Source organism: Streptomyces sp. NPDC054770, from assembly GCF_053611985.1.
Genome location: NZ_JBSHBL010000040.1, coordinates 57,797 through 71,648 on the forward strand (window position 1 = coordinate 57,797; position 13,852 = coordinate 71,648).

A 13,852-nucleotide genomic window follows, 5' to 3' on the forward strand; every position below is an offset into this window, starting at 1 on the left:
ACCACAGGCTGACACACTCCGACCTTCCCTCTCAAAAGTCAGACTTTTACTTTTGAACGCGTCAGGCCAGCCAGAACGCTTCGAACGAGGACTTCTTGAAGATGAGCACGGAGATGAGCACGCAGACATCGGACGGCTTCGACGACAGCTTCGAGTGGACCGACCTCGACCGGCGTGCCGTGGACACCGCGCGCCTGCTCGCGGCCGACGCCGTACAGCAGGTCGGCAACGGGCACCCCGGCACCGCGATGAGCCTGGCCCCGGCCGCGTACACGATCTTTCAGAAGGTGATGCGCCACGACCCGGCCGATCCCGAGTGGACCGGCCGGGATCGTTTCGTCCTCTCTCCTGGGCACACCTCGCTCACCCTCTACACCCAGCTGTTCCTCGCCGGGTACGAGCTGGAGCTGGACGACCTCAAGGCCTTCCGCACGCACGGCTCGAAGACGCCGGGCCACCCGGAGTACGGCCACACGGCCGGCGTCGAGACCACCACCGGACCGCTCGGCCAGGGCGTCGCCAACGCCGTCGGCATGGCCATGGCAGCCCGCTACGAGCGCGGCCTCTTCGACCCGGAGGCCCCCGAGGGCACCTCCCCCTTCGACCACACGATCTGGGCGATCGTCTCCGACGGCGACCTGGAGGAGGGCGTCTCCGCCGAGGCCTCCTCGCTGGCCGGCCACCAGAAGCTCGGCAACCTGGTCTTCGTCTACGACGACAACCACATCTCCATCGAGGGCGACACCGCGACCGCGTTCTCGGAAGACGTCCTCAAGCGGTACGAGGCCTACGGCTGGCACACCCAGCGCATCGAGCCCACCGCCGAGGGTGACGTCGACGTTCACGCCTTGTACGCGGCACTGAAGTCGGCCCAGGCCGAGACCGGGCGGCCGTCCATCATCGCGATGCGCACGATCATCGCCTGGCCGGCCCCGAACGCGCGGAACACCGAGGCCTCCCACGGCTCCGCGCTCGGCGCCGACGAGGTCGCCGCCACCAAGCGCGTCCTCGGCTTCGACCCCGAGCAGACCTTCCAGGTCGACGCGGACGTCCTGGCCCACACCCACCGGGCCCTGGACCGGGGCGCCGAGGCCCATGCGGCCTGGGACAAGCACATCGCCGAGTGGCGCACCGGCAACGAGGCGCACGCACGGCTCTTCGACCGGGTCGTCGCCGGCCAGCTCCCCGAGGGCTGGGAGTCCGAGATCCCGGTCTTCGAGGAGGGCAAGGCCGTCGCCACCCGCGCCGCCTCCGGCAAGGTCCTCCAGGCGCTCGGCGCGGTGCTGCCCGAACTGTGGGGCGGCTCGGCCGACCTCGCGGGCTCCAACAACACCACCATCGACAAGACGTCCTCCTTCCTGCCCAAGGGCAACCCGCTGCCCGAGGCGAACCCGTACGGCCGTACCGTCCACTTCGGCATCCGCGAGTTCTCGATGGCCGCCGAGATGAACGGCATCGCCCTGCACGGCAACACCCGCATCTACGGCGGCACCTTCCTGGTGTTCTCCGACTACATGCGCAACGCCGTCCGGATGTCGGCGCTCATGCAGCTCCCGGTGACCTACGTCTGGACGCACGACTCCATCGGGCTCGGCGAGGACGGCCCGACCCACCAGCCGGTCGAGCACCTGGCCGCGCTGCGCGCCATCCCGGGCCTGAACGTCGTCCGCCCGGCCGACGCCAACGAGACCGCGACAGCCTGGGCCGAGATCCTGAAGAGGCACGCCACGCACCCCGCCCCGCACGGGCTCGCGCTGACCCGCCAGGGCGTGCCGACGTACGCGCCGAACCCGGACGCGGCCAAGGGCGGCTACGTGCTGCGCGAGTCGTCGACCGAGACCCCGGAGGTGGTTCTGATCGCCACCGGTTCCGAGGTGCACCTCGCCGTCGAGGCCCGCGACCTGCTCGAGGCCGAGGGGGTCGGCGCCCGGGTGGTGTCGATGCCGTCCGTGGAGTGGTTCGAGGAGCAGCCGCGCGAGTACCGCGAGAGCGTCCTGCCGCCGGCCGTGAAGGCGCGGGTGGCCGTGGAGGCCGGGATCGGTCTGACCTGGTACCGCTTCGTCGGCGACGCCGGACGGATCGTCTCCCTGGAGCACTTCGGCGCCTCCGCCGACGCCAAGACCCTGTTCGCCGAGTTCGGCTTCACCGCCGAGCACGTGGCCGCCGCGGCCCGCGAGTCCCTCGCCGCCGCCCGTACCGCCTGATCCGCCAGCCAGAAACAGTTCAGTAGAGGAAGATGATCACTGTGACCGAAGCAACCGCCACCGCGGGAGCACTCAAGCGCCTCTCCGACGAGGGCGTCTCGATCTGGCTGGACGACCTGTCGCGCAAGCGGATCAGCACCGGCAACCTCGCCGAGCTGGTTGCGAACCGCCATGTCGTGGGCGTGACCACGAACCCGTCGATCTTCCAGGCCGCCATCGGCTCCGGCGAAGGGTACGAGGAGCAGCTCGCCGACCTGGCCGTGCGGGGGGTCACGGTCGAGGAGGCCGTGCGGATGATGACGACGCGGGATGTGCGGGCCGCGGCCGATGTCCTGCATTCTGTATACGATGTATCACATGGCACCGACGGGCGGGTGTCCATCGAGGTCGACCCCCGCCTCGCCCACGACACCGCCGCCACCGTCGCCGAGGCCAAGCAGCTCGCCTGGCTGGTCGACCGCCCCAACGTGATGATCAAGATCCCGGCGACCAGGGCCGGTCTCCCGGCGATCACCGCGGTCATCGCCGAGGGCATCAGCGTCAACGTCACGCTGATCTTCTCCCTGGAGCGCTACCACGAGGTCATGGCCGCCTACCTGGCCGGCCTGGAGCAGGCCGCCGCCAAGGGCCTGGACCTCGCCACCATCCACTCCGTGGCCTCCTTCTTCGTCTCCCGCGTCGACAGCGAGATCGACAAGCGGCTGACCGTCATCGGCACGGACGAGGCGCTCGCGCTCAAGGGCAGGGCGGCACTGGCCAACGCACGGCTCGCGTACGAGGCGTACGAGCAGGTCTTCGCCGGCGACCGCTGGGCGGCCCTGGCGGCGGCCGGCGCCAACAAGCAGCGCCCGCTGTGGGCCTCCACCGGCGTGAAGGACCCCGCCTACAAGGACACCCTCTACGTCGACGAGCTGGTGGCCCCCGGCACCGTCAACACCATGCCGGAGGCGACGCTGAACGCGACCGCCGACCACGGTGACATCCACGGCGACACGGTGACCGGCGGCTACGAGCAGGCGCGTGCCGATCTGGCAGCGGTGGAGCGGCTGGGCATCTCCTACGACGAGGTCGTGGGCAAGCTGGAGGACGAGGGCGTCGCCAAGTTCGAGGTGGCCTGGCAGGACCTGCTGGACGCCGTCGCGAAGTCCCTGGACAGCAAGGGAGTTGAGGCGTGATGAGCGAGACCGCCAAGGAGGTGCGGGTGCCGGTGGTGCCCGCCGCCGACTGGGACAACCCGTTGCGCGACGAGCGCGACCGACGGCTGCCGCGGGTCGCGGGCCCGTCGGGCCTGGTCATCTTCGGAGTGACCGGTGACCTGTCCCGCAAGAAGCTGATGCCGGCCATCTACGACCTGGCCAACCGCGGCCTGCTGCCGCCGGGCTTCTCGCTCGTCGGCTTCGCCCGCCGGGACTGGGCGGACCAGGACTTCGCCCAGGTCGTCCACGACGCGGTGCGCGAGCATGCCCGGACCCCGTTCCAGGAGGAGGTCTGGCAGCAGCTGGCCGAGGGCATGCGGTTCATCCCGGGCGACTTCGACGACGACACGGCGTTCAAGCAGCTGAAGTCGGCCGTGGACGAGCTGGACTCCTCCCGGGGCACCGGTGGCAACTTCGCGTTCTACCTCTCCGTGCCGCCGAAGTTCTTCCCGAAGGTCGTCCAGCAGCTGAAGAAGGTCGGCCTGGCGACCCCGCCGGAGGGCTCCTGGCGCCGGGCGGTCATCGAGAAGCCGTTCGGCCACGACCTGGCCTCCGCGCAGGACCTGAACGCGGTCGTGCACGACGTGTTCGATCCGGACCAGGTGTTCCGCATCGACCACTACCTGGGCAAGGAGACCGTCCAGAACATCCTGGCGCTGCGCTTCGCCAACCAGATGTACGAGCCGATCTGGAACCGGTCGTACGTCGACCACGTGCAGATCACGATGGCCGAGGACATCGGCATCGGCGGCCGGGCGGGGTACTACGACGGCATCGGCTCGGCCCGTGACGTCATCCAGAACCACCTGCTCCAGCTGATGGCCCTCACCGCGATGGAGGAGCCGATCGCGTTCGACGCGGACGCGCTGCTCACCGAGAAGCTGAAGGTCCTGAAGTCGGTGCGGCTGCCGGAGGACCTGGGCCGGCACACCGTGCGCGGCCAGTACGCCGAGGGCTGGCAGGGCGGCGAGAAGGTGATCGGCTACCTCCAGGAGGACGGCATCGATCCCAAGTCGAAGACCGACACCTTCGCGGCCGTCAAGCTCGGCATCGACAACCGCCGCTGGGCGGGCGTCCCGTTCTACCTGCGCACCGGCAAGCGGCTGGGCCGCCGGGTCACCGAGATCGCGGTGGTGTTCAAGCGGGCCCCGCACTCCCCCTTCGACTCCACGGCCACCGAGGAACTCGGCGCCAACGCGATCGTCATCCGCGTCCAGCCCGACGAGGGCATGACCGTCCGGTTCGGCTCCAAGGTGCCGGGCACCTCGATGGAGATCCGGGACGTGACGATGGACTTCGCGTACGGCGAGTCGTTCACGGAGTCCAGCCCGGAGGCGTACGAGCGGCTCATCCTTGATGTGCTGCTCGGCGACGCCAATTTGTTCCCTCGTCACCAGGAAGTGGAAGAGTCCTGGAAGATCCTCGACCCGATCGAGACGTACTGGGCAAAGCATGGTAAGCCCGCACAGTACGAGTCGGGCAGCTGGGGACCGCAGGAAGCCGACGAGATGCTCGCACGAGACGGACGGAGCTGGCGCAGGCCATGAAGATCGACCTGACGGACACCACGGCAAGCAAGATCAACAAGGCGTTGGTGCAGGGTCGCCGCGCCATCGGAACACCAGCCGTGGGCATGGTCCTGACGATGGTGATCGTCACGGACGAGGAGAACGCCTACGACTCGATCAAGGCGGCCGAGGAGGCCTCGCACGAGCACCCCTCGCGCACCCTGGTCGTCATCAAGCGGCACGCCCGCACCCTGCGCGACCGCACCGCGTCCCGGCTGGACGCCGAGGTCCGGGTCGGCTCCGAGGCCGGCACCGGCGAGACGGTGGTGCTGCGCACCTACGGCGAGGTCTCCGACCACGCCGACTCCGTCGTCCTGCCGCTGCTGCTGCCGGACGCCCCGGTGGTCGTGTGGTGGCCGGTGGAGGCCCCCGAGACCCCGTCCAAGGACCCGCTGGGCGCGCTCGCCCAGCGCCGGATCACCGACCTGTACGCGGTCGAGCGGCCGATGCAGGTGCTGGAGACCCGGGCCCGCAACTACGCGCCCGGTGACACCGACCTGGCCTGGACCCGGCTCACCCTGTGGCGGTCCATGCTGGCCGCCGCCCTCGACCAGGCCCGGGCCGACGTGACCTCGGCGGCCGTGGAGGCCGAGGCGGACAACCCCAGCGCCGAACTCCTCGCCCGCTGGCTGGAGGCGCGGCTGAAGGTCAGGGTGGACCGCGTGGTCTCCCCCGGCCCGGTCGTCACCAAGGTACGGCTCGGTACCGCGTCCGGCGAGATCGTCATCGACCGCCCCGAGGGCCCGCTGGCCACCCTGACCCTGCCGGGCCAGCCGCCGCGCACCCTCGCCCTGAAGGTCCGCCCCACCTCCGAACTCATCGCCGAGGAACTGCGCCGCCTCGACGCCGACGAGATGTACGCCGTCGCTCTTCAGGGCGAGGGCACCAAGGAGACCGCTTCCCATGCCTGACACCCCCGAGCTCACCCGGCGGCCCGAGTGGGCCGCCCTGGAGGACCACCGGGCCGAGGGACGGCCCGTCCTGCGTGAGCTGTTCGCGGCCGACCCGGCGCGCGCCGAGCGGTACGTCGTACGGGTCGGCGACCTGTACATCGACTACAGCAAGCACCTGATCACGGACGAGACCCTCGCCCTGCTCCAGGAACTGGCCACCGCCACCGACGTGTTCGGGCTGCGGGACGCCATGTTCCGCGGCGAGAAGATCAACATCACCGAGCAGCGGGCGGTCCTGCACACCGCCCTGCGTGCCCCGCGCGACGCGGTGGTCGAGGTCGACGGGGTGAACGTGGTCCCGGCCGTGCACGCCGTCCTGGACAAGATGGGCGGCTTCGCCGAGCGGGTCCGCTCGGGCGCGTGGACCGGGCACACCGGCAAGCGGATCCGGAACGTCGTCAACATCGGCATCGGCGGCTCCGACCTCGGTCCTGCGATGGCCTACGAGGCGCTCCGCGCCTACACGGCACGGGAGTTGACGTTCCGTTTCGTGTCCAACGTGGACGGCGCCGACCTGCACGAGGCGACCCGCGACCTGGACCCGGCGGAGACCCTGTTCATCGTCGCGTCGAAGACGTTCACCACGATCGAGACGATCACCAACGCGACCTCGGCGCGCACCTGGCTCCTTGACGGGCTCGGCGGCGACGAGAAGGCCGTGGCCAAGCACTTCGTGGCCCTTTCCACGAACGCCGGCAAGGTGACGGAGTTCGGCATCGACCCGGACAACATGTTCGAGTTCTGGGACTGGGTCGGCGGCCGTTACTCCTACGACTCCGCCATCGGCCTCTCCCTGATGATCGCCATCGGCCCGGACCGGTTCCGCGAGATGCTGGACGGCTTCCACCTGGTCGACGAGCACTTCCGCACCGCCCCCGCCGAGGCCAACGCGCCGCTGCTGCTCGGTCTGCTGGGCGTCTGGTACGGCAACTTCCACGACGCCCAGTCGCACGCGGTGCTGCCGTACTCGCACTACCTCTCCAAGTTCACCGCCTACCTCCAGCAGTTGGACATGGAGTCCAACGGCAAGTCGGTGGACCGGGAGGGCCGGCCGGTGCAGTGGCAGACCGGCCCGGTGGTGTGGGGTACGCCCGGCACCAACGGCCAGCACGCGTACTACCAGTTGATCCACCAGGGCACCAAGCTGATCCCGGCGGACTTCATCGGCTTCGCCGAGCCGGTCGCCGAGCTGAGCGGTGAACTCAAGGCGCAGCACGACCTGCTGATGGCGAACTTCTTCGCGCAGACGCAGGCGCTGGCCTTCGGCAAGACGGCGGCGGAGGTCCGCGCGGAGGGAGTTGCCGAGGAGCAGGTGGCGCACCGCACCTTCCGGGGCAACCACCCCACCACCACGATCCTGGCCCGCGAGCTGACCCCGTCGGTCCTCGGGCAGCTCGTGGCCCTCTACGAGCACAAGGTCTTCGTGCAGGGCGCGATCTGGAACATCGACTCCTTCGACCAGTGGGGCGTGGAGCTCGGCAAGGTGCTCGCCAAGCGCATCGAGCCCGCCCTGACGGAAGGCGCGGACGTCCCCGGCCTCGATCCGTCCACCACCGCTCTCGTCTCGACGTACCGAACGCTTAGGAAGTGAATGACATGCAGCTCGGACTGATCGGCCTCGGCAAGATGGGCGGCAACATGCGCGAGCGGATCCGCCGCGCCGGCCACACCGTCATCGGCTACGACCGCAATCCCGACGTCTCCGACGTCAAGTCCATCGAGGAACTGGTCGAGAAGCTCGACGCCCCGCGTGTGGTGTGGGTGATGGTCCCGGCGGGCCACGCCACCCAGTCCGTCGTCGACGAGCTCAAGGACCTGCTGTCCGAGGGCGACACGGTGGTCGACGGCGGCAACTCCCGCTGGACGGACGACGAGAAGCACGCCGCCGAACTCGGCATCAAGGGCATCGGCTTCGTCGACGCAGGTGTCTCCGGCGGTGTGTGGGGCCTGCAGAACGGCTACGCCCTGATGGTCGGCGGCGACAAGCAGCACGTCGAGCGGCTCCACCCGATCTTCGAGGCGCTCAAGCCGGAGGGCCCGTACGGCTATGTCCACGCCGGCAAGGTCGGCGCCGGGCACTTCTCCAAGATGGTCCACAACGGCATCGAGTACGCCATGATGCAGGCCTATGCCGAGGGCTGGGAGCTCCTGGAGAAGGTCAAGTCCGTGGACAACGTCCGCGAGGTCTTCCGCTCCTGGCAGGAGGGCACCGTCATCCGCTCCTGGCTGCTCGACCTCGCGGTCAACGCGCTGGACGACGACGAGCACCTGGACAAGCTGAAGGGCTTCGCGCAGGACTCCGGCGAGGGCCGCTGGACCGTGGAGGCGGCCATCGACAACGCGGTGCCGCTGCCGGCGATCACGGCTTCCCTGTTCGCCCGGTTCGCGTCCCGCCAGGACGACTCCCCGCAGATGAAGATGATCGCGGCGCTGCGCAACCAGTTCGGCGGCCACGCCGTCGAGTCGAAGGAGTAGTCCGCCGTGGGGGACCTCCTTCTGGTCCGCCACGGTGAGACGGAGTGGAGCATGTCGGGACAGCACACCAGCTGGACCGACCTGCCCCTCACCCAGCACGGCGAGGAACAGGCCAAGTCCCTCGCCCCGCTCCTCACCGACCGGACCTACGCACTGGCGCTGTCCAGCCCGCTGGGCCGCGCGATACGCACCGCCGAACTGGCCGGACTGACCGGGGTCGTGCCCGACCCCGATCTGCACGAATGGGACTACGGCGGCTACGAGGGCATCACCACGGCGGAGATCCACCGCTCCCGCCCCGACTGGTACCTGTGGACCGACGGCGTCCCGCCGGGCCCGGAGGGCCACCCCGGCGAGTCGCCGGAGCAGATCGGGGCCCGCGCCGACCGGGTGCTCGCCAGGCTCGACAAGGCGCTGACGGCCGACACCGGTGATGTGATCCTGGTGGCCCACGCCCACTTCCTGCGCGTGCTGACGGCCCGCCGCCTGGGTCTGCCGCCCGCCGAGGGCAGGCTGTTCCAGCTGGCCACCGGGACGGTCAGCCGGTTGTCCACCGAGCACGGGTGGCCCGTGATCGCCGAGTGGAACAAGCAGCCCTAGCAGAGTTCTCGACGGCCCGTCAGTGACAACTGGCGGGTCGTTTCGACGTGTTGATCCCGGCCCGGAACGACGGCATCGCCGCCCGCCAGGTCCGCCGAGTTTCTACGGCCCCTTTCCTAACCCCTTGTCGAAAGTCCTGGGAAGCCCATAGCCTGACGCGGCGCCGGTGCCGTCGTACGCCCCGGCCCGGCCGTGACGGGATGGGAGGGGCAGCTGCGTGAAGCGCACATCGCGTGACATCCGCACCGCGAACCGCTACGAGGTGCTGCGCCAGATCATCGCCCAGTCCCCCACCTCCCGGCAGACCCTGGCCGCCGCCACCGGCCTGAGCGTGGCCACGGTCGCCACCCTGGTCGGTGAGTTGCTGGACCTCCGGATGATCACGGAGGTCGGCTTCGAGGACTCCGCGGGCGGCCGTCCCCGGGGACTCGTCGCGGTCAACGCGGCGGGCGGCGCGCTGATCGGCGTCGACATGGCGGAGACCTACGTCCGGGTGGAACTGTTCGACCTGGGACTGAACGTCCTGGCCCGCGCGGTGGAGGAGATGCGCCCCGGGGAGAGCCGGCCCGAGCAGGCGGTCGGCCATGTGGCCACCGCCGTCGGCTCGGTGGTCACCCAGGCCGGCGTCGAGGGCGCGCGGGTGCTGGGCGTCGGGGTGAGCGTGCCGGGGCAGGTGGACCGGGCCACCGGGGTCGCCGAGTACGCGCCCAACTGGGACTGGCACGACGTGCCGCTGCTCGATCTGCTCGCCGAGCACATCGCCTACCCCCTGCACCTGGACAACCCGCTGCGGGCCAGCGCGGTGGCCGAGCTGTGGTTCGGGGCGGCACGCGGCCGCGACGACGCCGTGGTGGTGAACCTCGGGACCGGGGTGGGGGCCGGGCTGGTCCTCGGCGGCGGGCTCTACCGCGGGGTGAGCAACAGCGCCGGGGAGTGGGGCCATACGACGCTGGTCCTTGACGGGCGGCTGTGCCACTGCGGCAACCACGGCTGCGTCGAGACCTATGTCGGCGCCCCCGGCATCATGCTCAACCTGCGCGAACTCAGCCCCCGCTCCACGCTGTTGCACCCCGAGGACCAGACGGCCACCATCGACGCCCTGACCCTGGGGGTCGCCGCGGGCGACCCGGTGGCCGTCAAGGTGGTCCGCGACACGGCCCGTTACCTGGGCGCGGGCATCGCGGACCTGGTGAACGTGTACAACCCCGAGGTGGTCGTGCTCAGCAGCTGGGTCGCCAGGAAGCTGGGCACACCGCTGCTCGACGAGGTGCGCGAGGCCGTCCGGCGGCACGCGCTGCGGCGGCCGTTCGCCGCCACCGAGATCGTCCTCTCTCCCGTCCCCACCGACCCGGTCTGCCTGGGCGCGGCCACCTTCGCCCTGGAGGGCGCCCTGCAGTCGGCGGGGCAGAGGACCCCGAAACGCACCACCAGCCCCGCAAGGAGCCGTACCGCACCACCTTCATGACGACGGAAGGGATGCACGTGTCTCACCCCCACCGCAGTAGATCGGCCCTCCTGACGGCCGCGGCAGTGATGGCCGTCGCCGGACCCCTGATATCCGCCCCGTCCACCTCGGCCGCCACCGGCACCGCCTCCGCCGCCGAGGTCTCCCCGCACGCCGCCCAGACCATCGACGACATCGGCGCCTCGGGCGCCTGGTGGGTCAACGACCTCCAGAACTTCTCCCCCAAGGTCCAGGCCCGGGTGGCGAAGCTGCTCTTCTCCAAGCAGGGCCTGGACCTCAGCTCGTACCGCTACAACATCGGCGGCGGCGGGGTCGCCGTCACCACCCCGGCGCGCGCCGCCGAGGACTTCCTGAACGCCGACGGCTCCTACGACTGGAGCAGGGACAAGGGCGGTCAGGCCTTCCTCGAGTACGCCGCGAAGTACGGTGTCGAGGACCTGATCGGCTTCGTCAACAGCGCGCCCGCCCAGTGGACCACCAACGGGCAGAGCTGCGGCGGCCAGTTGAAGCCGGAGGACGAGACCGCCTACGCCAGGTACATTGCCGACGTCACGGACCACTTCTCCCGCCAGGGCGTGAAACTGGACTACATCAGCCCCTTCAACGAGCCGGACAACGACTTCGGTTCGTGCGGCCAGGAGGGCATGCAGGTCACCGTCGACCAGCGCGACGACATCGTGCGGGCACTCGGCGCCGAGCAGCAGGCCCGGCACCAGAAGACGGGCATCATCGCCGACGAGTCCAGCAGCACCGTGCTGTTCGGCACCGAGGTCCCGCAGTGGCTGTCCCAGCCGGGCACCGCGCAGTACGTGTCCAAGCTGGCCCACCACACGTACAACAACCCCACCGACGGCCAGCTCGGCAACGTCTACGAGACGGCGAAGACGGCCGGCAGGACGTCCTGGGCCTCCGAGATCTGCTGCTTCGGCAAGGGCTCGACGGGCTGGAACCAGGAGTACGACCCGTCCATCGACAACGCCCTGCTGATGTCCCGGATCATCTACAAGGACTTCGCGAGCGCCCACGACTCGGCCTTCCAGTGGTGGGTGGCGCTCGCCAGCGGGTACGGCAGCGACCCGTACACCAAGAACGACGAGGGCTGGAACGACGGCCTGATCTACTACGACCCGGACTACGCCACCGACGGCAACCAGACGCTGTACTTCACCAAGCGGTACTACGCGCTCGGCCAGTACAGCAAGTTCGTGAAACCCGGCTCGGTCGCGCACAACGTGACCGGGGCACCGGACGGGGTCGAGGTGTCGTCCTACGACAAGGACGGCAAGTGGGTGGTCGTGGTCAACAACCAGAACACCACCGACACCCCGCTGAGTCTGCACTTCAACAGCGCGGCACCGGTACGGGCCAGGGAGGCGGTGCGCACGTCGGCCACCGAGGACTGGGCCGACGTGGCGAAACCGTCGGTGAGCGGGGGTACGGTCTCCGCGACGCTGGCGGCCCGCTCCATCACGACGTACGTCTTCGACCAGAAGGGCCACGGCAGTTCGGCGGTCACCGGCGCGCTGGCGGGCAAGCAGTCCGGCAAGTGCCTGACGGCGGACGCCTCCGGGGCCTCGATCGCCACCTGCACGGGCGCGGCGGACCAGTCCTGGTCGTACGACGCGAACGGCACCCTGAAGGGCGCGAACGGTTATCTGACGGCCTCCGGATCCGGCCTGACCGCCACCGCCGACCCCACCGGTGACGCGAGCCAGCACTGGCTGCTCAACGCCAACGGGCAGATCCTCAGCGAGGCGTCCGGCAAGTGCCTGGACGTCAGCGGGCAGGCCACCGCCGACGGCGGCAAGGTGATCCTCTACAGCTGCAACAGCGGCACGAACGAGGTCTGGACCAGACAGTAACCGCACCTCACCGCCCTTACCGAGGGCCGCCGGCCACCCCCTGGTCCGGCGGCCCTCAACTCACCCTGCTTTCCCACCCGTTCGTCATCCCGAACCGGGTACAACGTTTCACGCAGACTTCGTCCAACCTCTTGCCGAAGCATTAGCCGAAGGTTAACGTCCCGCTCCGCAACGCAATTTCAGCCATCTGGCCAGCCGAGGTTTTCAGGGCCTCTCACGGCCACAGCGCCGCAGCCGCACTCGACAGACAAGGACGTCAGCATGTCGGCACTCAGCAACAACAACTGGTCCCGCCGGTCTCTCTTCCGGGCGGCCGCGGGCATGGCCGCTGCCGGCACCCTGGCCGCGTGCGGCAGCAACAACGGGCGGGGCGGGGGCAGCGGGTCGGGCACCCAGCTCACCCAGTACTTCCACGCCTACGGTGAGGCGGGGACGGAGCAGGCCCTCAAGCGGTACGCGGCGGCGTACAAGAAGGCCGACGTCAGCACCAACTGGATCACGGGCAACAACTTCGAGTCCGCGCTCTTCGCGGCGCTGCTCACCAAGAAGGCGCCCGACGTCTTCGAGTTCCACCCGCAGCTCCAGCTCGTCAAGAGCGGCCAGGTGGCGGACCTGAGCGACATCATCGACCCGGTCAAGGACGACTTCAACCCGAACGACATCAACTCCCACACGGTCGACGGGAAGATCTACGGGATCCGGATGATCGACGACCCGCAGTTCTTCTACTACCGGAAGTCGATGCTGGAGAAGGCCAAGGTCGACGTGCCGACCACGCTCGACGAGCTGCTGGAGGCCGCCGCCAAGCTCACCACCAGCAAGGTCAAGGGCGTCTTCCTCGGCAACGACTTCAGCGCGATCCAGAACCCCATCATCTGGTCCGCGGGCGCCGACACCATCAACGACAAGAACGAGATCGCCTACCACACGGACGGCGTCATCGGCGGTCTCAAGCAGCTTCGCACGCTGTTCACCAGCGGCAACGTGCTCCTGGACGCACCGACCGACTTCTGGGACCCGTCCTCGCTCAACCAGGGCCTGTGTGCCATCCAGTGGGGCGGCATGTGGTCCATGCCGGCCATGCAGAAGGCCCTCGGTGACGATCTCGGCATCTTCCCGTTCCCGAAGATCGGCAGCGCCGGCAAGCTGTCCGTCTACAACGGCGGCTGGTCGATCTTCGTCAACGCCAAGGGCAAGAACGTCGACGCGGCCAAGGAGTACGTCAAGTGGCTGTGGATCGACCAGAAGCAGTACCAGGAGGACTGGGCCACCTCGTACGGCTTCCACATCCCGCCGCGCACCTCGATCGCCGGCGCGGCCACCAAGCTCAAGTCCGGCCTGGCCGCCGAGGGCGTGAAGCTCTTCACCGACTACGGGCATTTCGACAACATCGCCTACGACCAGACGATGCAGACCGCGTTCGCCGACGTGATCGCGTCCTCCGTCCGCAAGAACGGCGACCCGGAGGCGGCGCTCGACACCTGCGACAAGAAGGTCAACGTCGAGCTCAAGAAGCTGTTCGGATAGGC

At 69.3% G+C, this 13,852-nt stretch carries 10 protein-coding genes; all 10 read left to right on the forward strand.

The window, feature by feature from the left end:
• The first annotated feature begins 113 nt into the window (after positions 1 to 113).
• The gene (tkt, locus tag ACWGKQ_RS30195; RefSeq protein WP_453295156.1) at positions 114 to 2,204 is read left to right on the forward strand and encodes a transketolase; all 2,091 of its coding nucleotides are present in this window, start codon (positions 114 to 116) and stop codon (positions 2,202 to 2,204) included.
• Positions 2,205 to 2,236: 32 nt separating this feature from the next.
• A complete protein-coding gene (tal, locus tag ACWGKQ_RS30200; RefSeq protein ID WP_453295157.1) occupies positions 2,237 to 3,379 on the forward strand; it encodes a transaldolase in 1,143 nt (380 codons plus the stop codon).
• Entirely contained in the window at positions 3,379 to 4,947 is a 1,569-nt protein-coding gene (zwf, locus tag ACWGKQ_RS30205; RefSeq protein WP_453295158.1) for a glucose-6-phosphate dehydrogenase, read from the forward strand. Before tal ends, zwf begins: the two co-directional genes overlap by 1 nt.
• A complete protein-coding gene (opcA, locus tag ACWGKQ_RS30210; RefSeq protein WP_453295159.1) occupies positions 4,944 to 5,879 on the forward strand; it encodes a glucose-6-phosphate dehydrogenase assembly protein OpcA in 936 nt (311 codons plus the stop codon). The genes zwf and opcA overlap by 4 nt, the downstream gene beginning before the upstream one ends.
• The gene (gene pgi / locus ACWGKQ_RS30215) at positions 5,872 to 7,512 is read left to right on the forward strand and encodes a glucose-6-phosphate isomerase (protein ID WP_453295160.1); all 1,641 of its coding nucleotides are present in this window, start codon (positions 5,872 to 5,874) and stop codon (positions 7,510 to 7,512) included. The genes opcA and pgi overlap by 8 nt, the downstream gene beginning before the upstream one ends.
• Before the next feature lie 5 nt (positions 7,513 to 7,517).
• Positions 7,518 to 8,396, forward strand: coding sequence for a phosphogluconate dehydrogenase (NAD(+)-dependent, decarboxylating) (gene gnd, locus ACWGKQ_RS30220; RefSeq protein ID WP_453295161.1), 879 nt, complete (start codon positions 7,518 to 7,520; stop codon positions 8,394 to 8,396).
• A gap of 6 nt (positions 8,397 to 8,402) precedes the next feature.
• Positions 8,403 to 8,996, forward strand: coding sequence for a histidine phosphatase family protein (locus tag ACWGKQ_RS30225; RefSeq protein WP_453295162.1), 594 nt, complete (start codon positions 8,403 to 8,405; stop codon positions 8,994 to 8,996).
• 217 nt (positions 8,997 to 9,213) lie between these two features.
• Positions 9,214 to 10,461 (forward strand): ROK family protein, encoded by a 1,248-nt coding sequence (locus tag ACWGKQ_RS30230; protein ID WP_453295163.1) that lies wholly within the window; start codon positions 9,214 to 9,216, stop codon positions 10,459 to 10,461.
• Positions 10,462 to 10,472: 11 nt separating this feature from the next.
• On the forward strand, positions 10,473 to 12,323 hold the full coding sequence (locus ACWGKQ_RS30235; RefSeq protein WP_453295164.1) for a glycoside hydrolase: 1,851 nt from the start codon (positions 10,473 to 10,475) through the stop codon (positions 12,321 to 12,323).
• Between the two features lie 261 nt (positions 12,324 to 12,584).
• On the forward strand, positions 12,585 to 13,850 hold the full coding sequence (locus ACWGKQ_RS30240) for an ABC transporter substrate-binding protein (RefSeq protein ID WP_453295165.1): 1,266 nt from the start codon (positions 12,585 to 12,587) through the stop codon (positions 13,848 to 13,850).
• Positions 13,851 to 13,852 lie beyond the last annotated feature (2 nt).